The organism is Telluria sp. ZB2R32, from assembly GCF_059685715.1.
The window spans coordinates 201,680-220,196 of record NZ_JCASIG010000006.1 but is presented as its reverse complement, the minus strand read 5'-3'; the positions used below and the strand labels follow the sequence as shown (position 1 = coordinate 220,196).

Genomic DNA, 18,517 nt, shown 5'->3' with positions numbered 1-18,517 from the left:
ACCTCAACAGGGAAAATCCATGTCACTTCTTCCACGCCGCACAGCGCAGGCTGCCGCGGCACTCTCGGCACTCGCGGTCCTGACCGGCTGCGCCACCCAGGCGCCACCGGTTGCCTCGATCGAAGCGCCGCACACCACGCTCCAGCAAAAGCAGGCCCAGCAGGCAATTGCACAGGCGCCGGCCGCCCGTCCCGCGCTCAAGCGCAAGATCGCCATCGGCCGTGTCTCGAACGAGACCACCTACGGCCGCTCGCTGCTGCGCGACAACGCCGGCGATCCGGTCGGCAAACAGGTATCCGACATGCTGGCCAAGGCGCTTACCGAATCGGGCGCCTACGTCGTGCTCGAGCGCAGCGACCTGTCCAAGCTGAAAGACGAAGCCCAGCTCACCGGCGCCAAACAGGAGCTGGTGGGCGTCGATGCGCTGATCATGGGTTCGCTCAGCGAATTCGGCCGCAAGGCGGTCGGACAGTCCGGCTTCGTATCGAACAGCAAGAAACAGGTAGCCTTTGCCAAGATCGACCTGCGCCTGGTCGACGTCGCCACCGGCCAGAGTTTCTTCGCCGCTTCCGGCGCCGGCGAATCGTCGACCGAAGCGTCGACCACCTTCGGCTTTGGCTCGCAGGCAGGCTACGACGGCACCCTGAACGACGCCTCGATCCGCCAGGCGATCTCGGAAGTCGTCAATCGCCTGAGCACCGAACTGCAGCGCCGCCCATGGCAGACCTCCCTGATCGGCAACGAGCAGGGCAGCTGGTTCATTGCCGGCGGCAAGTCGCAAGGACTAACGCCGGGCATGGTGTTCTCGGTGCAGACGATCGGCAAGAAGGTCAAATCGCCGCAGACCGGTTTCGAGATCACGCTGCCGGGCAAGGAAGTGGCGCAGTTGCGCGTCGATGCGCTGTTCGGCGACACCGAAGTGAGCGAAGGCGCGAGCGCCACGCTGGTCGGCGGTTCGCTGCAGGGCTATACCTTCGACCAGCTGACCGTGCGCGAAAAGGGAGGCCAATGATGCGTACCGACGTGATGTTCAAGCGTGCCGCCGCCGCGCTGGCCTTGGCGACCCTGGCTGCCTGCGTGTCCTACCCGACCGAAAAATCGGGCGTGGCCGACACGCGTCCCCATATCGCGTTCCGCGTCGCCGACGGCGCCGATGCGAATGCACGTGTGCTCGTCGACGGACTCGACATGGGCCGCGCCGCCGATTTCGCCGAAGGCAAGGCCGCGCTGCGCATCCTGCCGGGCACGCACCAGTTGACGGTGCGTACGGGCGACAGGACCCTGGTCTCCGAAAAATTCTACGTGGCCGAGGGTGTGTCGCGCACGTTCGACGTGAAGGGAAGTGCGCAATGAAAAAGCTGCTGACGATCGTCGCCTTGCTGGCATTGACCGGCTGCGCGACCAACAACGCCTTGTACGACTGGGGCGGCTACGATGCCTTGCTGTACCAGTCCTACAAGAAACCGGGCGAACTCCCGAAAAACATGCAGACGCTGGCGACCCACATCGCCGCCGTCGAAAAGAGCGGCAAACGCGTCGCGCCGGGCTTGCATGCCGACCTCGGGACCTTGCAGCTGCAGGCCGGCGACAAGGCCGGCGCACTGGGCAACTTCCGCCGCGAGCGCGAACTGTGGCCGGAAAGTGCCGTGCTGATGGATGCCATGATCAAAACCCTTGAAGCCAAACCTGCGGAGGCCCGTTCATGAAACGCCTGTTGATTCTCGTTGCGGCGCTGCTGACCGGCTGCGCCACCCAGGCCGTCAAGACCGACCTGTCCGCTTTCCAGGCGGCCGCGCCGCGCTCGATCCTGGTCGTGCCGGCCACGAACAAGTCGGTCGACGTCGATGCGCCGAACTACCTGCTGACGACGCTGACCGTGCCGCTGGCGGAAAAGGGTTTCTATGTATTCCCGGTGCATACGGCGAAAACGGTGCTCGAGCAGGAAGGCCTGTACGAAGGCGAGCAGATCCACCAGCAGCCGCCCGCGCAGCTGGCGCAGATGTTCGGCGCCGATGCCGTGCTGTACGTGACCATCAACCAGTGGGATGCGAAGTACGTCCTGCTGTCGACTACCGTCACCGTCGACTTCGACTACAGGCTGGTCTACAAGGATGGCACCGAACTGTGGCGCGCCAACAAGCGCATGCAGTACACGCCGCAGAACCAGAATGCCGGCCACCCGTTGGCTACGCTCGTAGCAGCGGCCATTACGGCGGCGCTCGAACGTGCAGCGCCGAACTACATGCCGTTGGCGCAGATGGCGAACAACGACGTGTTCATCCACGGCCCGACCGCGATCCCGAACGGACCGTATCGCAAGGTCCAGTAAGGCGGGGGCGTCCCCGCACCGGCAACGGATGCGGGGACTTTTTTTTGACGCCTAGCGCGCCACCCCCACCAGTTTGTGCACCAATTCGGACGAGGTCGACGCCGAAAACTTGCGCATCAGTTTCGCCCGGTGCATTTCTACTGTGCGCGGACTGAGGTCGGTCTCGCGCGCGATGATCTTGCTGGTCTTGCCCTCGACCAGCAGCGCCGCGATCTCGCGTTCGCGCGGCGTCAATTCCGCCGTCACCGGGCGCTTTTCGCTCACGTCCTCGAAGGTCCACACGCCCGCGCCCAGCGGCTCGGCCGCGTTCAGCGCGCGTCCCGTCACGTGGCACCAGAACAGCTCGCCGTCGCCGCGGCGCATGATGCGTTCGTCCGAGTAGCGTCCCTTGGCGTTCATGATCGGCACGATCCGGTCGCCCGTGCGCAGGAATTCGTCCATTGTCGGATACAGCACGGCGAACGACTGGCCGTCGAGACGGCCCTGGTCGTAGCCGAACATCGCCGCCAGCGCCAGGTTCGAGGACTGGATCACGCGATTCACCGAAATGCACATGCCGACGGGGGCATGCTGGAAAATCATTTCGTAATCGATGGCGTGGGAAGGGTTCATCTGGAGCGGGTCTTGAGGCAAAGGAGGGGCAAAGGCGAGGCCATGGCCGGTAGTTCTACGGTATTGTGCTTTGAATCGGCGTATTCTATGCTGGGATTCTACTCTGCGGTACATAAAGGAATGCCTGGAGGCAGCGCGCGGCGCCAGTATCCGGGATTCCAACATCGAGCTTGTTGGCTTAATTCATAAAAGGGACGGGTATGAACAAAGTGTATCCTGACGCGGCATCGGCGCTGGCTGGTGTCGTGCAAGACGGCCAGACCATCGCCGTCGGCGGCTTCGGCCTGTGCGGCATTCCGGAAGCGCTGATCGAGGCGCTGCGCGACTCGGGCGTGAAGCAACTCACCGCCATTTCGAATAACGCGGGCGTGGACGGCTTCGGCCTCGGCCAGCTGCTGGAAACGCGCCAGATCAAGAAAATGATCGCGTCCTACGTCGGCGAAAACAAGGAATTCGCACGCCAGTTCCTGGCCGGCGAACTCGAACTCGAATTCACGCCCCAGGGCACGCTGGCCGAAAAGCTGCGCTGCGGCGGCGCCGGCATCCCGGCCTTCTTCACCAAGACCGGCTACGGCACCATCGTTGCCGACGGCAAGGAAACGCGCGAATTCGGCGGCGAACACTATGTGATGGAAATGGCCCTGGTGCCGGACGTGTCGCTGGTCAAGGCCTGGAAAGCGGATAAAGCCGGCAACCTGGTGTTCCGCAAGACCGCGCGCAACTTCAACCCGAACGTCGCCACCGCGGGCAAGGTCTGCATCGTCGAAGTCGAAGAGATGGTCGAGATCGGCGAAATCGATCCGGACCAGGTGCATACCGCCAGCATCTTCGTGCACCGCATCGTCCACAATCCAACGCCGGAAAAGCGCATCGAACAGCGCACCGTGCGCGCGAACTAAGAACACCTTCGGAGACAGAACATGGCATGGACTCGTGATGAAATGGCCGCGCGCGCGGCGCAAGAACTGCAGGACGGCTTCTATGTGAACCTGGGCATCGGCTTGCCGACCCTGGTCGCCAACTATGTGCCGCAAGACATCGAAGTCTTCCTGCAATCCGAAAACGGTTTACTCGGCATCGGCCCGTTCCCGACCGACGATGCGGTGGACGCCGACCTGATCAACGCCGGCAAGCAGACCGTCACGGCGCTGCCGGGCGCCGCCTACTTCAGCTCGGCCGATTCCTTCGGCATGATCCGCGGCGGCAAGATCAACCTCGCCATCCTGGGCGCGATGCAGGTCTCCGAACACGGCGACCTGGCCAACTGGATGATTCCAGGCAAAATGGTGAAAGGCATGGGCGGCGCAATGGACCTGGTCGCCGGCGTCAAGCGCGTGGTCGTGGTGATGGAACACGTCGCCACCGCCAAGGATGGCTCGACCTCGCACAAGATCCTCAAGAAATGCGACCTGCCGCTGACCGGCGTCGGCGTGGTCGACCGCATCATCACCGACCTGGGCGTGATCGACGTTACCGGTAATGGCCTGAAGCTGGTCGAACTGGCGCCGGGCGTGACCAGGGAGCAGGTTGTGGAAGCGACGGCGGCGGAGCTGGACGTGTCAGCGGTGTGAGTGCCTGATGCAGGAGCTGGGGCGCGGTGGATGCCGGCCCCCTCTGTTATCGACGAGCCCGGCAATGCCGGGCTTTTTGTTTTTCCGTCCAATAAGATTGGCTTGCGGATATGGTGATGTGACTCGTACACTGAGCAGTAATTAGGTCCGTTGTCGGCTAAAAGCGGTCATTAAGCCAAGGTGCCGAGGAATTTCGGTTTTCACTCATCAGCACTGAAATCGCGCTTATGCTCGGTCTACCGCCCGGACCACGTTATAATTCTGCAACACTGGAGTTTAAAATGGACCGGCTAGAGCGTAGATCGCTAGCTTCAATAAATCAAAATCGCGCCGCTACGGCCTTCTTTTTATTCGTCGTCGCGGGCCATCTTTATCAGCTGTACGATCCCTATTTTCAGAATCTTTCAGGTTGGATCGGAATCGATCGGCTATCGAGAGAAAATTCTCTCGGCACATCCGGGTCTTTTTTAGTGTTAATAGGTGCTGCCGGCCTTTATCTCATTAAAAGAGAGAGTCGTTTCACATACGGGATCATTGAGTTATTTTTTGCTGTAGCCACTACTTGGTTTTGGGCAATTAACGATTCTGGAAAGGTTGACTGGCTCGGGTGTGGGGCGGCTGTCTATCTGTTCGTTGCTGGCTTTGAAAACTGCTTTGAGGCGAGGAAATCTAACAAGAAAGCTGAGTCATTAGATATTCCTTGCTGAGAGGCCCGATGGACAAGAGTTTATCAATTTGCTGCATAGTCTATGTTGTGCGATCACGGTGAGCCTCGCTGTCGTTGAGCGGCCGCTTTGGGTCGAAAGCGGACGCTACAATACGTCTGCAATCGACCAGGAGCAGTCATTCATCACATCTGTTTGTCCACGAGCATGTAGTGCCATCCATCAAAAGCTACGATGTGGTCAGAATTAAAGAACTGCGTAAGCCAGTCGATTTTCAGCCTGACGGTATTAGCGTTCGCGCACCAAGTGTTGGCGATGTGGCAGCAGTTATCGAGGTGTACAGTAAACCTCCAGGCTATGAGCTCGAATGCAGTGGAAAAGACGGAAGCACCATTTGGCTTTGGTCATTCATGCCTGAAGACGTCGAGCTTGAAGTAGTAGCCTGACTAGAGGTCTCGCCGCTGTTCCAATGTCTGCAATGGGTCGGAAGCGGTCGTTGAGCACCTAGCTTACGTCGCCTGACTTCCTGTCGACCTCAGGCAATTTTACATAATTCACTTTGTACGAAGACAGCTTCTCTGGTTGGCTGTACGATGAAATCTTGACATGACGGCTCTAGCTGAACAAAATATTATGCTTGAGCGGAACGGCACGTTGATGCCAACTTTGTTTGCCTACTGCCGCTCATTTTCGCCTCCGCTTGAGCCGTCCTTTGTCGAGCTAAAGCTATTTTAACTGTGGCGTCGTAGTCAGGTAAGTAGCAAGCTCAAGAGTTGAAGTGGGTGTCTTGCTGCCGAGTGCCGTTATGTCTGGTCTCTCCCGTGACTCGCAATCTCGATTTTCTTTCTCGTCTTGGATTAGTTCAGTTCCTGTCGACTTCTCATAAGCTTCTCTTACGTTACAACTCATCTTAAGGCAACCGTGGAGAGTCCAATTCAGGTTTACCTCGACAGTAGCGATTTCTCGAACTTAGCCAACCCATCCAGCCGCACGGAAGAAGTCGTGGCGGTCGAAACGTTCTTAGTCGAAATGCAAGACAGGGGGCTTCTTGAGCTACGTTTTAGTGAAGCACACATTACTGAAGCTTCACCTGTCAATCCGAGCGCAATCCCAGCGGGACTTGGACGGCTATCTACTATTCAGAAGCTGTGTGGGCGGAAGTGCTTGAGTCATCCAGCTGACTTAATGCAGAGCGAAGTTGATAGTGTTCACGCAGGTGATCCATTGTCCAAGCGGAGGCGTACTGTGCGTCTCGACAATGGGTACTGGTTTCCTAGCGCATTTCGCCTTGGCTCAATTCTGCCGACAAGGGAAGAACTCTTAACTGAATTGGTATCAAATTTACCGCGAGAAGCCCGGCGCAAGTTCTTCCATAATGAAAAATTTACCCGAGAAGCCTTTGTAAGCCTATCGAGTAGGCTTCCTAACATTGAAAGCTTGAGGGAGAAGCTTCCTTTGTCCGTGGAGTCTATCATGGTCATAGATTCTTATTATCGCGGTAAGCATACACTCGTTGATGCCGAGCGCTCGATCTATGATTCGATTGCTGAGCCAGTTCACTTCGGAAGCTTATTTCAGAAAAATTGGAATCAAGCGCACGAATTGACTAAGCACCTCCGGGAAAACAGCGTAAATATGAATAGCACATTGAAAGCACAATACCAAGATATCGCAATTAAAATTAATGCACACTTGGAAGAGGGGTTGTCCATTGATCAAATTGAACGCAACATGGACGAGGCGTTCAAAGCGTTATCAAAGATGACCGGAGCGAAACTCGCTGCGAAGATAGCGCAGGGCATGGATCAGGAAAAAATATTCGCAGCCGACCCATGGGACAAATTTCCGGGCATCGCGACAGCGTCGTCATTAGCGCTTCACGTCGCGCAACGCTCTGCCCGGGCCAGACAAAGTAGAGCTCCTAAAATCAGCGATTTTGGGGATGCGTATCATGCAGTCTATTTACCTTATGTTGATGTTTTTCGCGCTGATGCATTCATTGCGTCTGTTCTACGGCAGTACAAGCTACCTTTCCCGACTGTGGTTGTCGACCGCTTCTTGGATCTTCCTAAGCGAATACAAGAGCTCATTGAGTCAAGGTCAAAGACGATGGCTTAAAGGAGTTTTCAAAGAGCCAAATTGGCGGTCTGCCCACTGCAGCAATCGCATATCCGGCTCCGGTGTCGTTTTGCTGTAGATAGTTCAGGAATTTTTTTGGCCGCCCGGCTCGCTTTAATGAGACCGGGTGCTGAAAACCCGCGAGAGCCCTAGCGAACAAATTTATGTTTTTGCGGAGATATGGACGATGTCCACTTCGGGTCGACAGCCGCCAGAGAAACGTGAGTCGCATGCAACCACCATGACGTCGTTGTTGAACACCCCTATGCTTGAGCCATCACACCCTTTGAAAAATCGCATCCGTATCCCGGTCCTCCTGCACTGGTCGCGGCTCGAACGCGTCGCCGCCGCGCTTACCGTTGTGACCGCAGCGATCGGCCTGGTCGTAGCGATCGCTGTCCGCGGTGGGAACAACAGCCTGCTACTGCTCTCGCTGCTGGGCCTGGCCTCAGGCGTCCTCGCCTGGCGCAGGCAATGGAGCGGACACGCCATCGGCCTGCTGTTCTACGGCCCGCAGCTGGCCAGCTGTTACGCCTATCGGTCGGCTGACGCCTGGCATCTGGGCGGCGCGCTGAGCCTGGCCTTCGTTGCGCACCTGCCGGCGGGCGTGCTGGTCGTGAATGGTTTCGCCATCGCGATGTTCGCGGCCAGCGCCGCGCTGTTGTGGCGGCGCTTTACAAGACGTACCAGTAGATCGTGACGTAGTGCGCGGCGCTCCCCGCCAGCACGAACAAATGCCAGATCCCATGCGCATGGCGCAGCCTGGTGTCGAGCACATAGAACACGATCCCTGCCGTATAGGTGATGCCGCCGCCCAGCAGCCAGGCGAAGCCGGCCGTGCCCAGCCCGGCGTGCAGCGGGCCGATCATCGTGGCCGCCGACCAGCCCATCGCCAGGTAGACCAGCATCGACAGCACGCGCGCACCTTTGCGCGGCCGGGTTTCCTGCAGGATGCCGACGATTGCCAGTCCCCAGACGACGCCGAGCAGGATCCAGCCGGTACTGCCGGTGAGCATCAGAATGCAGAACGGCGTGTAGCTGCCGGCGATGAGCAGGTAGATGCTGAGGTGGTCGAAGCGCTGTAAAAGCTGTTTCCAGGAACCGCTGGCGCCGTGGTAAGCCGTCGAGCAGGCGTACATCAGCACCAGCGAGAGGGCATACACGGCCGTGCTGAACAGGCCGCGCTGGCCGTTGGCGTCGAACGCACGCGCCAGCAGCGGGATGCTGGCGCCGAAAGCCAGCAGCGCCCCGCCGAGATGGGAAATGGTGTTGAACCTTTCGCCGTATTGCATCGCGCCCTCCGCTGAACAGTCGGCGACGGCGGACCGTCGCGTCCTTATTCTAGCGCGGGGCGCTGCATGCACAGTGATTGCGGAGGGCGCTGTCTTGTTAACCCAACGACCAGACGTACTGCACCGGCGCCCAGGCACGCGCCGGCTTGCCATTCGCCATCCCCGGCGTGAAGCGGCACTTGGCGATCGCGGCGCGCGCCGCTTCGTCCAGGGAAGCATCGCCGCTCGACTTCGACACTTGCGCCTCGGCCACGCTGCCGTCGGTATCGACCAGGAAGCGCAGCGAGGTCGTGCCCTGTGCGCGGCGGGCCAGCGCTTCGGGTGTGTATTCCGGTTTCGCGCAGGAATTGAACTGGGCAATCGGCTTGCTGGCGAGGGCGTCGTGTTCGAGCGCGCCGCTGCCGGCGCTGGTGGCCGTGCCGGCGCAGCCGGCCAGGCAGGCGGCCGCCATGGCCAGGACCGGAAGCGCGGCTTTCCAGTTCGATGCGGGTGTATCGGGACGAACCAATCGTTTGATGCGTGACATGAGATCTCCTCCGTTGGCCGCCTGGGCCAGGTGGTGGGTTGAGAACTGGAGACGTTCCAGTTCGGAAAGCGCAAGGGCCAGGCGCCGCGGTTCGCCCAGTTGCCTTGCCGCGATATCGTCCGCGATCAGTTCGCGCTCGACCCGAATGCGGTGCGAGAGCCACCAGACCACGGGGTGGTAAAACAGGATGGTTTCGATGACGCTCTGCGCCAGGTTGACCAGGTAGTCGTGGCGGCGCACGTGGGCCAGTTCGTGGGCCAGCAGGGCTTCCAGCAGTTGCGGCGGCATGCCCGCCACCAGCGAAGCCGGCACCAGCACCACCGGACGCCACCAGCCGGCCGTCACCGGGCTGGCCAGCGCATCGACCACGCGCAGGCGCGCGCCGCGCGCGATGCCGAAGCGGGCCGCCATGTCTGACAAACGCGCGTCCCAGTGTGCATCGGTGCGGGTGCTGCGGCCGGCGCGCCCGATCCATACCATGCCCAGCGCCAGGCGCAATCCGAGTGCGCCGGCCACCGCTGCCCAGCCGGCCACGATCCAGGCAAGGTGCGCCTGCAGGAAGGCTTGCCAGCCGCTGGCGTCGGTGCCGGCGATACCGGGCAGCATCTGCACCAGCACCGGGGTGCCGCTGGCGCCCTCGGCGGCGCCATGCAGGCGTGCGATCAATTGCACCGCCGGCCAGAGCAGGCACAGCAGCAGCGCGACGCACAGGCTCAGGTAGCGCGTTTGCGGACGCGCCTTGCGCAGCCCGATCATGGCGACCGAGGCTTCCAGGCCGACCAGCGCCGCCTGCCAGACGGAATCGAGCAGGGTCGCGCCGATGTGGCCGACCAGTTCGTGGCCGGTCATGCCTTGTCCTCCGGCTTGTCTTCTTTCAGCAGCTTTTCGATCTCGGCGCGCTCCTTTTTCGAGATGCCGCTCTTCAGGGCCGCCAGCACCAGCGCCTTGGCCGAGCCGGCAAACGCCTTTTGCATCAGGTCCTTGAGCAGGTTGGTCTGCAGCGAGGCCTGGGGCTGGGCCGGCGCGTAGACGTGCGAGCGTTCGCTTTCGTCGCGGGTGAGCAAGCCCTTGGTGTGCATGATCTGCATCAGGCGCAGCACGGTGGCGTAGGTCACGTCGGGGCGCGTCTGCTGCATCGACTCGTGCACCTGGCGCGCAGTGGCGGCGCCCAGCGGCCACAGGGTCTGCAGCAGGTCGAGTTCGGCCGCGGTGGGCTTCGGGAGTTCGGGAGGCATGGCCATGGCGGTTCCTTCGGATGCAGGGTAGGTGGATCTAGATTATCTTGTCTAGAAAAGAATGTCTAGATTATTTTGTGGGTGCGCTGGCCGGTGGAAATAAATAGACAGCTTTGTCTAGATCGGCTTATTCTTGCTGTTCAATAACGTTGACAGGAGACTTCATGCTGAAACCGCTCGCCCTTGCCGCCGTCCTCTTTACCGCCGTTGCCAGCCCGGCCGCGGCCCAGGCTTCGCCCTTGCCGGCCTATCCATTCGTGCACGTGAGCGCCGACGCCTCGCGCTACACGACGCCGAACATCGGCGCGCTCGACTTCATCGTCGCGGCGGCCGATGCCGATCCGGCGCAGGCGCGCGCGGCTGTCGAGACCCGCATCGCCGAGGTGCGCGCCTTGCTGCAGGAGCAGGGCGTCCCGCTCGAGGACATGGAAACCCGCGACGTGCGGCGCGAGCCTGGCAGGAATGCGGCGGCCGAGGCGACCGCGCAGGAATTGCGCGTCAGCGTGCACCTGATCGTGCGCGACCTGTCGAAGTGGCAGGCTGTGGTGGCGCCCCTGCTCGACAAGCCGAACCTGCTTGATTTCGCAACCTCGTTCGATATCGTCGAGCGCGAGCAGGTCGAGGCCGAGCTGATGGCCAATGCCCTGGCCGACGCGCGCCGCCGCGCCGAGATCATCGCCAGGGGAGCCAAGCGCAAGCTGGGCGCCGTCACCGCGGTCACCCCCGGCGGCGTGAAGAACGTCGGCGCGACGATCGGACTGGTGCGGGCGGACGTCGGCTTCACGCGGGTAAGGGCGGCGTCAAACGTCGAGGCACGCAATTTCCTCTCGGTCGATGCGCTCAAGCTGGTGCAGCCGGTGGACGTGGTGTTCCGGCTGGAGTGAACGTCGACCTGACTACTTCTTCTCGATCTTGCCATGCACCTCGTTCACCATCATCAGCGCCGCCGAGCCATAGAAGGTGTGGTACTCGGCCACCATTTCGCCGTTGATGATGACCGGGTCGGTAGCGACCCAGGTTTTCGCCGCTTCGATATCGGGCGTGTTGAAGACGAAGATGCCGCGCTGGCCGTCCTTGCCGTCGAGCGGGCCGGCCACGACCAGCTTCTTTTCGCCGGCCAGCCTGCCCATGTTGGCGAAGTGGCCTTCGAACATTTTCGTGCGCGCTTCGCCGGCGGGCATCTTGTTGGGGCCGGTTTTCAGGATCACCAGCACGTATTGGCGCATGCCGCGCTCGTCGGCGCCCAGGGATTTGGCCAAGTCGGCGTCGTAGGCGGGAGCGGTTTGGGCAGCCCCAGCCAGCGGGAGGGCGAGCAGGGCGGCGAGGGCGAGGGCGGGCAGGCGCATCATGGGGTCTCCGGTTTTGATTGTGGCCGGAGCGTAGCACGGGGTGGGGCGAGGGACAACGGGTATGGTTGAGCGTCGGGTTTGCATGGGTGAGACCGCGTGGGCACAAGTGCCCACCCTACGTTTGCCCATAAAAAAACCGCGCCGAAGCGCGGTTTTTACGATGTCACGGAACCTGATTACGCGGCTTCGCGCATCGGCGTCGCATGCTTGGCGTGGTCCTCGACATAGGTACCCGCCAGCACCGCGTCCATGCGGCCCTTGTCCAGCTCGTTTTCCCACTTCGACACCACCACCGTCGCCACGCCGTTGCCGACGAAATTGGTCAGGGCGCGGCATTCGCTCATGAAGCGGTCGATGCCGAGGATCAGGGCCATGCCGGCGACCGGGATGGTCGGCACCACGGCCAGCGTCGCCGCCAGGGTGATGAAGCCGGCGCCGGTGATGCCGGACGCGCCTTTCGAGGTCAGCATGGCCACCGCAAGGATGGTCAGTTCCTGCATCAGGGTCAGTTCGGTGTTGGTTGCCTGGGCAACGAACAGGGCGGCCATCGTCATGTAGATGTTGGTGCCGTCCAGGTTGAACGAGTAGCCGGTCGGGACCACCAGGCCGACGACGGACTTCGAGCAGCCGAGCTTTTCGAGCTTGCGCATCAGGGCCGGCAGCGCGCTTTCCGACGAGCTGGTGCCGAGCACGATCAGCAGTTCTTCCTTGATGTAGGAGATGAACTTGAAGATCGAGAAGCCGGTCATCTTGGCGATGGCGCCGAGCACGACGACCACGAACAGGCCGCAGGTCAGGTAGAACGAGCCCATCAGCTTTGCCAGCGGGATCAGCGAGGCCAGGCCGTATTTGCCGATGGTGAAGGCCATCGCACCGAAGGCGCCGATCGGGGCCAGCTTCATGACGATGTTGACGACGCCGAAGATGACGTGCGAGAAGTCTTCGATGATCTTGGTCGTTGGACGGCCGCGCTCGCCCAGCATCGACAGCGCCACGCCGAACAGGATCGCGATCAGGAGCACCTGCAGGATGTCGCCCTTGGCGAAGGCATCGATGAAGGTGTTCGGGATGATGTTCATCAGGAAGTCGACGGTCGACTGCGACTTCGCCTTGTCGGTGTACTGGGCGATGGCGCTGGCGTCGAGGTGGGCGACGTCGACGTTGAAGCCGGCGCCCGGCTTGGCGACGTTGGCTACGACCAGGCCGATGGCCAGGGCGAAGGTCGACACGACTTCGAAGTAGAGCAGCGCCTTGCCGCCGACGCGGCCGACCTTCTTCATGTCCTGCATGCCGGCGATACCCGCGACGACGGTACAGAAGATGACGGGGGCAATGATCATCTTGATCAGCTTGATGAAGCCGTCTCCCAATGGCTTCATCTTGGTGCCGAGCTCGGGATAGAACACGCCGAGCAGGACGCCCATCACGATGGCGAACAGCACCTGGACGTACAGGATTTTATAGAAAGGCTTTTTCATGACAACTCTTCATGAGAGGTTGATGGTGTTGGCATGATCACGAATTCTCACTGTGGCCGCTATTGTGGATATCCCCAAGCGGGTGAATACCCGTCATTACGGTTTTTGATGTGGGCATCCCAACGCGGTGAATGACGGTCATTATGGTTCTTGATATCGACATTGCAGCGGGGTATCGGACGCTGTGTTGCGAGGTGTTGCGTTCCAGGCCGATATGGAAGAGCAGACCCGTAGGGTGGGCGGCTCTACCGGAAGTGACTGGATTGACGCGACCGTGACGCCGCCCACCCTACGACCCTGCTCACCCAAGCAGGTCAATCGCGCCGATACACCTTCCCACCCTTCATCACGAAACGCACCTTGCGCAGCGCCGCGATGTCCGCCGTCGGATCGCCCTCGACCGCCACCACGTCGGCCAGCGCGCCCGGCACAAGCTGGCCGAGATCCCTGTCCTTGCCGAGGATGCCGGCCGCGACCACGGTCGCCGCGCGCAGGGCTTCCGTCGGCGTCATCCCCAGCCGCACCATCCACTCCAGCTCGCGCGCATTGGTGCCGTGCGCGAAGACGCCGACGTCGCTGCCGTTGCCGATCACGACGCCGATCTTGCGCGCCAGGGCGAAGGCGCGCGCCGCCTCCGCCATCGCCGGGGTCGGGGCGCCGCCGCGCACGTGCTTCTGGAAGTATTCGCCGATCGCTTCCGGCGCCGTGAGGGTCGGCACGTAGGCGGTGCCGCGTTCCTTCATCAGGCGCATCGTCGCTTCGCTGGCGCCGTAGCCGTGCTCGATGGTGTCGGCGCCGGCCAGCACGGCCATGCGGATGGCCGCATCGGTACTCGCGTGCACCGCCACCTTGCGGCCGGTGACGTGGGAGGCCGCGACCATCGCCTTCATCTCCTCGATCGTAAACGTCGGGCGGCTGCTGCCGTCGACGCCGGTGCGGTAGTCGGCATAGATCTTGATCCAGTCGGCGCCGCGCGCGCTCTGTTCGCGCACCGCTTTCGTCACCTCGTCGATGCCGGACGCCGCCTGTGCGCCGTAGGGAATCTCCATGTCGGGCCGGTAGCTGCGTTCGGCCGGGCCGTAGCTGAAGCTGGCGACGATCGCTTTCGTCGCGATCAGCAGGCGCGGGCCCGCCACCACCCCTCCTTCGATGGCGCGCTTGATGCCGACGTCGGCATAGTTCGCGCCTTCGGTGCCGAGGTCGCGCAGGGTCGTGAAGCCGGCCTGCAGCGTATCGGCGCCGTGCTTGCCGGCCAGGAGCGTGCGGTACTCGACCTGCTCCTTGATCACCTGGTCATCCCAGGTGGTCTCGTTATACGGGTGCAGCAGCACGTGCGAATGCAGGTCGATCAGGCCGGGAATCAGGGTCTTGCCGGGCAGGTCGATGCGTTCGGCATCGGCCGGCGCGTTCACCGACGCCGCCGGGCCGACTTCCTTCACGCGGCCGTCGACCACCAGCACCGCCCAGCCGGCGTGCGGCTTGCCGTCGCCGGTCCAGACGCGGTCGGCCGAGAGCAGCAGGCTGCGCGCTTCGAAGGCTTGCGCGCAGGCGCTGGCGAGCAGGGTGAGGGTGGTGAAGGCGAGTTTCCTGGTCCAGGTCGGCATGGCTGTGTTCTTCGAGTTGTGAAGAACTCATCATAGCGGAGCCGGCCGCGCCTGCGTGCGGTATGCTGGCGGCCACATTCATTGGAGAGGGACGTATGGCGGATGCGGGAGTGACGGCGTTGTTGAAGGAAGCGCTGGCGCTGCACCAGGCGGGGCAACTGACGGCAGCGGCGGAGCGCTACCGCGCGGTGCTGGCCTGCGCGCCGCGGCAGTTCGACGCGCTGCACCTGCTCGGCGTGGTCCGGCGCCAGCAGGGCGACGCGCCCGAAGCGGTGCGCCTGATCGAACAAGCGCTTGCCGTCAATCCGGACCAGGCGACCGCCCACTGCAACCTCGGCGCGGCGCTGCAAGACCTTGGCCGCAGCAGCGAGGCGCTGGCCAGCTTCGAGGCGGCCTTGCAGCGCAACGCCAACTACCCGCTGGCCTGGAGCAACCGTGGCAACGCGCTGCGCAAACTCGGCCGCCTGCCCGAAGCGGTCGACAGTCATGAGCGCGCCCTGGCGCTGCGCCCGAACTACCCGGAAGCCTGGTACAACCGCGCGGTCGCGCTGCTCGACCTGGGCGAGGCGCGTGCCGCGCTCGAGAGCAGCGAGCGGGCGCTGCGGGAAAAGCGGGCGTATCCGGAAGCAGCTTGCGTGCGCGCGAATGCCTTGTTCCAGCTGCGCGAGTTCGACGCCGCCTTGCGCGGCTATGACGAGGCGCTCGCGTTTGACACGCAGTCTCCCGCGGCACATACGGGACGCGGCCTGGCGCTGCTGAAACTGGGCCGCGCACAGGAAGCGCTGGCCGCGTTCGAGGCCGCGCTGGCGCTGCGCCCGGCGCACGCGCACAGCCAGCGACAGCGCGGCGATGCCTTGCTGGCCCTCGGCCGGCGCGACGAGGCGATTGCTGCTTACACGGAGGCGCGCACGCTGGCGCAAGCGGCCGGCGAGGACGCCAGCCAGGTCGATTTTGCGCTGGCCGCACTCGGCGTCGGCGCGGCGCCCGAGCGCGCCCCCGAGGCCTACGTCAAGGCCCTGTTCGACCAGTACGCCGGCCACTTCGACGAGCACCTCACCGGCGTGCTGGGCTACCGCACGCCGGCGCTGATCGATGCGGCCATCCGCCGCCATGTGGACCGCACCGGTCTCGCCAGCGTCGACCTGGGCTGCGGCACCGGCCTGTGCGCGCCTTTCCTGCGGCCGCTGTCGCGCAGCCTGGCCGGTGTCGACCTGTCGGCCAACATGCTGGCACAGGCGCGTGCCACCGGGCTGTACGACGACCTGGCCTGCGCCGACATCGTCACCTGGTTGTCGTCGCAAACGGCCGCCTTCGACCTGGCCGTGGCCGCCGACGTGCTGGTGTACTTCGGCGACCTGGACGCACTGTTCGGCGCGGTGCGCCATGCGCTGCGGCCCGGCGGCTGGTTCTGCTTCTCGACCGAAGCCGGCGCGGGAGCGGGCTACACGCTGCTGCCCTCGAACCGCTACGCGCACGCGCTCCTCTATCTTCAGCAACTGGGGGTACGGCACGGCTTCACGGTCCTGGAGATCGAGCGTTCCGTCGTGCGCAGCGAGAACGGCGCCGGCATCGACGGCTACCTGCTGGTGCTGCAGGCAGGCTGACTATCGGGGCGCGGGACGCGTTCTGACGGCCAGGCACAGTGCCCCGGTCACCAGCGCCAGCACTACGTGCATGCCGTACAACGGCAGGAAGTCGGCGCGCGTGACATGCGCATGCCCGACCAGCAGCACCGTGATCGCCACCCCCAGCACGGACCCGAGCTGGCGCGTGGCCTGGTTGACCGCGCTGCCGACCGCGTACTGCGCCTGCGGCAGGCCCGCCACCGCCGCGCCCGAGAGCGAAGGCAGCACCATGCCGACGCCGATCCCGGACAGGAACAGCCCCGGCAGCCAATCGGTGACATAGGCCGGCTCCGTTCCCGGCACCAGCAGCAGCCACAGGCCGCTGGCGGCATACACGACCGAACCGATGACGAGCAGGGGCCGGTGGCCGCTGCGCGCGGCGATGCGGCCGGCGACGATCGCCGTCGGCACCACCATCAGCGGGCCGGGCGTCACCGCCAGGCCGGCCAGCGGCAGGCTGAAATGCCAGATGCGCGTCATGTAGGCGAAAAAGGCGAAGAACATCATCGCGAAAGCCGTGCCGAAGGCGAGCGTCGCCAGGTTGACCGCGCTGTAGCTGCGGTTGGCAAACAGGGCCAGGTCGACCAGCGGCGCCGCCGCCGTGCGCGCCCAGGCGACAAAGGCGCCGAAGGCAATCGCGCTGGTGGCCGCCAGCGCGCCGAGTTCGAGGCGGCTCCAGCGCGGCGAATCGAGCTGGGTGATCGCCATCGCCAGCGCGCCCACCGCCACGATCAGGAGCAGCATGCCGACCAGGTCGACCCGGGCCCGTTTGCCGCTGACGACCGCTTCGCGCAGGCGCCCCGCGCCGAACCACAGCGACACCGCTCCCAGCGGCAGGTTGATGTAGAAGGCCCACGGCCAGCCCAGGTGCTCGACGATGGTGGTGCCCAGGCTCGGCCCGATGGCCGCCGCCAGGCCGCCGACGGCGCCCCACAGGCTGACCGCCACCGCGCGCTTCTCCTTCGGAAAAGCGTCGAGGATGATCGACAGCGAGGCCGGCGTGAGCAGGGCCGCCCCAAACGCCTGCAGCACCCGCGCCACGATCAGCCAGGCCACGCTGTCGGCCATGCCGCAGGCGGCCGACGCCGCCAGGAACAGGGTCACGCCGAACAGGAACACGCGCTTGCGACCATGGGCGTCGGCCAGGCCGCCGGCGGGAATCAGCATGGTTGCGTAGACGACGGTGTAGGCGTTGAGCACCCAGGACAGGTCGGCCGGCGTGGCGGCAGGGAAGGCGGCCTGCAGCGCGCCGAAGGCGGCGAACAGGACGGTGCTGTCGATCGAGACCAGGAACACGGCGATGCAGGCGATCCAGAAGGTCGGCCAGGGCGAGACGGTGGACTGTGATGCCGTATCGGCGGATGGCGTGGCAAGGGTAGTCATGACGTCATCCGATCAGCGCGTGTAATCGACGTATATGCCCGGCTCGTTCGACAGCCCGCGCTTGATCTGGCGCGTGAGGTCGTCGATTGCCACTTCGCTGTCGCCCCGTTCCAGCGCTGCGAAGGCGCGCGCGACGACGTCGCCAGGCGCGTTCTTGGGCACGTCCATGCCGCGCGTGAGGTCGGTGTCGATGAAGCCGACGTGCATGCCGAGTACTTGTGTATTCTGCGCGCGCAAGTCGTTGCGCAAGCCGTTGGTGGCGCTCCAGGCGGCTGCTTTCGAAACCGCATAGGCTGCCAGCACGGGCGCGCTCAGCCAGCTGGCAATCGACAGCACGTTGAGCAAGGCGCCGCCGCCATTCGCCGCCAGCACCGGCGCAAAGGCCTGGCTCACGCGCAGCAGGCCGTAGACGTTGGTTTCCATCATGCGCTGCGTGGCGCCGATGCTGCCCTCGTCCAGCAGGTTGCCGATGTCCGCGATGCCGGCGTTGTTGACGACCAACGTGACGTCGGCGCAGTCGGGCGCGGCGGCCGCCACCTGCGATGGATTGGTGACGTCGAGCGCAACCGGGATCACGCCCGGCAATGATATGGAGGCCGGATCGCGCGCGCCGGCATAGACCTTGCGCGCGCCGTGCGCCAGCGCGTGGCGCGCAAATGCCAGGCCGAGGCCGCGGTTGGCGCCGGTGATGAGGACGGTGGCGTTCTCGAGTTTCATGGTCATTCCTTTC

General features: G+C 63.4%; 21 protein-coding genes. 12 read left to right on the top strand and 9 right to left on the bottom strand.

The window, feature by feature from the left end; all coding sequences use genetic code 11:
• The first annotated feature begins 19 nt into the window (after positions 1–19).
• The 4 genes from AC56LG_RS18605 to AC56LG_RS18590 are packed head-to-tail and all read left to right on the top strand — an operon-like array spanning position 20 to position 2,329.
• On the top strand, positions 20–1,012 hold the full coding sequence (locus AC56LG_RS18605; RefSeq protein WP_497167548.1) for a CsgG/HfaB family protein: 993 nt from the start codon (positions 20–22) through the stop codon (positions 1,010–1,012).
• Positions 1,009–1,353, top strand: coding sequence for a hypothetical protein (locus AC56LG_RS18600; RefSeq protein ID WP_497167547.1), 345 nt, complete (start codon positions 1,009–1,011; stop codon positions 1,351–1,353). The genes AC56LG_RS18605 and AC56LG_RS18600 overlap by 4 nt, the downstream gene beginning before the upstream one ends.
• Positions 1,350–1,706 carry a DUF4810 domain-containing protein gene (locus AC56LG_RS18595; RefSeq protein WP_497167546.1) on the top strand — a complete coding sequence of 119 codons (357 nt, stop codon included), beginning with the start codon at positions 1,350–1,352 and terminating at the stop codon, positions 1,704–1,706. Before AC56LG_RS18600 ends, AC56LG_RS18595 begins: the two co-directional genes overlap by 4 nt.
• Complete coding sequence (locus AC56LG_RS18590) at positions 1,703–2,329, top strand: DUF799 domain-containing protein (RefSeq protein ID WP_497167545.1); 627 nt, start codon at positions 1,703–1,705, stop codon at positions 2,327–2,329. Before AC56LG_RS18595 ends, AC56LG_RS18590 begins: the two co-directional genes overlap by 4 nt.
• A 51-nt stretch (positions 2,330–2,380) precedes the next feature.
• On the opposite strand, the gene AC56LG_RS18585 is transcribed toward AC56LG_RS18590, so the two are convergent.
• Entirely contained in the window at positions 2,381–2,941 is a 561-nt protein-coding gene (locus tag AC56LG_RS18585) for a LuxR C-terminal-related transcriptional regulator (protein ID WP_497167544.1), read from the bottom strand.
• 200 nt (positions 2,942–3,141) lie between these two features.
• On the opposite strand from AC56LG_RS18585, the gene AC56LG_RS18580 reads away from it, so the two are divergent.
• The 6 genes from AC56LG_RS18580 to AC56LG_RS18555 all read left to right on the top strand — a co-directional run bounded on the left by AC56LG_RS18580 (position 3,142) and on the right by AC56LG_RS18555 (position 7,995).
• Entirely contained in the window at positions 3,142–3,840 is a 699-nt protein-coding gene (locus tag AC56LG_RS18580) for a CoA transferase subunit A (protein ID WP_497167543.1), read from the top strand.
• Between the two features lie 21 nt (positions 3,841–3,861).
• On the top strand, positions 3,862–4,512 hold the full coding sequence (locus AC56LG_RS18575) for a 3-oxoacid CoA-transferase subunit B (RefSeq protein ID WP_497167542.1): 651 nt from the start codon (positions 3,862–3,864) through the stop codon (positions 4,510–4,512).
• Positions 4,513–4,793: 281 nt separating this feature from the next.
• Positions 4,794–5,219, top strand: coding sequence for a hypothetical protein (locus AC56LG_RS18570; protein ID WP_497167541.1), 426 nt, complete (start codon positions 4,794–4,796; stop codon positions 5,217–5,219).
• A gap of 170 nt (positions 5,220–5,389) precedes the next feature.
• Entirely contained in the window at positions 5,390–5,623 is a 234-nt protein-coding gene (locus AC56LG_RS18565) for a hypothetical protein (RefSeq protein WP_497167540.1), read from the top strand.
• A gap of 475 nt (positions 5,624–6,098) precedes the next feature.
• Positions 6,099–7,295, top strand: a complete 1,197-nt coding sequence (locus AC56LG_RS18560) for a hypothetical protein (RefSeq protein WP_497167539.1) — start codon at positions 6,099–6,101, stop codon at positions 7,293–7,295.
• A gap of 127 nt (positions 7,296–7,422) precedes the next feature.
• On the top strand, positions 7,423–7,995 hold the full coding sequence (locus tag AC56LG_RS18555) for a hypothetical protein (RefSeq protein WP_497167538.1): 573 nt from the start codon (positions 7,423–7,425) through the stop codon (positions 7,993–7,995).
• Here the strand turns inward: AC56LG_RS18555 and trhA are convergent.
• From trhA to AC56LG_RS18540, 3 genes are all read right to left on the bottom strand, one after another.
• Positions 7,970–8,587, bottom strand: coding sequence for a PAQR family membrane homeostasis protein TrhA (gene trhA / locus AC56LG_RS18550; RefSeq protein WP_497167537.1), 618 nt, complete (start codon positions 8,585–8,587; stop codon positions 7,970–7,972). The two genes, AC56LG_RS18555 and trhA, sit on opposite strands and share 26 nt — an antisense overlap.
• Positions 8,588–8,684: 97 nt before the next feature.
• Positions 8,685–9,962 carry a M56 family metallopeptidase gene (locus tag AC56LG_RS18545; protein ID WP_497167536.1) on the bottom strand — a complete coding sequence of 426 codons (1,278 nt, stop codon included), beginning with the start codon at positions 9,960–9,962 and terminating at the stop codon, positions 8,685–8,687.
• Entirely contained in the window at positions 9,959–10,354 is a 396-nt protein-coding gene (locus AC56LG_RS18540; RefSeq protein WP_497167535.1) for a BlaI/MecI/CopY family transcriptional regulator, read from the bottom strand. Before AC56LG_RS18540 ends, AC56LG_RS18545 begins: the two co-directional genes overlap by 4 nt.
• 158 nt (positions 10,355–10,512) lie before the next feature.
• On the opposite strand from AC56LG_RS18540, the gene AC56LG_RS18535 reads away from it, so the two are divergent.
• On the top strand, positions 10,513–11,232 hold the full coding sequence (locus AC56LG_RS18535; protein ID WP_497167534.1) for an SIMPL domain-containing protein: 720 nt from the start codon (positions 10,513–10,515) through the stop codon (positions 11,230–11,232).
• A 12-nt stretch (positions 11,233–11,244) separates the two neighbouring features.
• Here AC56LG_RS18535 and AC56LG_RS18530 read toward each other — a convergent pair whose 3' ends face one another.
• The 3 genes from AC56LG_RS18530 to AC56LG_RS18520 all read right to left on the bottom strand — a co-directional run bounded on the left by AC56LG_RS18530 (position 11,245) and on the right by AC56LG_RS18520 (position 14,779).
• A complete protein-coding gene (locus tag AC56LG_RS18530) occupies positions 11,245–11,697 on the bottom strand; it encodes a YciI family protein (protein WP_497167533.1) in 453 nt (150 codons plus the stop codon).
• 176 nt (positions 11,698–11,873) lie between these two features.
• Positions 11,874–13,175 (bottom strand): dicarboxylate/amino acid:cation symporter, encoded by a 1,302-nt coding sequence (locus tag AC56LG_RS18525; RefSeq protein WP_497167532.1) that lies wholly within the window; start codon positions 13,173–13,175, stop codon positions 11,874–11,876.
• A 314-nt stretch (positions 13,176–13,489) separates the two neighbouring features.
• Complete coding sequence (locus tag AC56LG_RS18520) at positions 13,490–14,779, bottom strand: metal-dependent hydrolase family protein (RefSeq protein WP_497167531.1); 1,290 nt, start codon at positions 14,777–14,779, stop codon at positions 13,490–13,492.
• 95 nt (positions 14,780–14,874) lie between these two features.
• Here AC56LG_RS18520 and AC56LG_RS18515 point away from each other — a divergent pair, with 95 nt between their 5' ends.
• Complete coding sequence (locus AC56LG_RS18515; protein WP_497167530.1) at positions 14,875–16,383, top strand: tetratricopeptide repeat protein; 1,509 nt, start codon at positions 14,875–14,877, stop codon at positions 16,381–16,383.
• Here the strand turns inward: AC56LG_RS18515 and AC56LG_RS18510 are convergent, their stop codons facing one another.
• Positions 16,384–17,787: an MFS transporter gene (locus tag AC56LG_RS18510; protein WP_497167529.1), complete on the bottom strand. Its 1,404-nt coding sequence runs from the start codon at positions 17,785–17,787 to the stop codon at positions 16,384–16,386. It lies immediately after the preceding gene.
• 12 nt (positions 17,788–17,799) lie between these two features.
• A complete protein-coding gene (locus AC56LG_RS18505; protein WP_497167528.1) occupies positions 17,800–18,504 on the bottom strand; it encodes an SDR family oxidoreductase in 705 nt (234 codons plus the stop codon).
• Positions 18,505–18,517 lie beyond the last annotated feature (13 nt).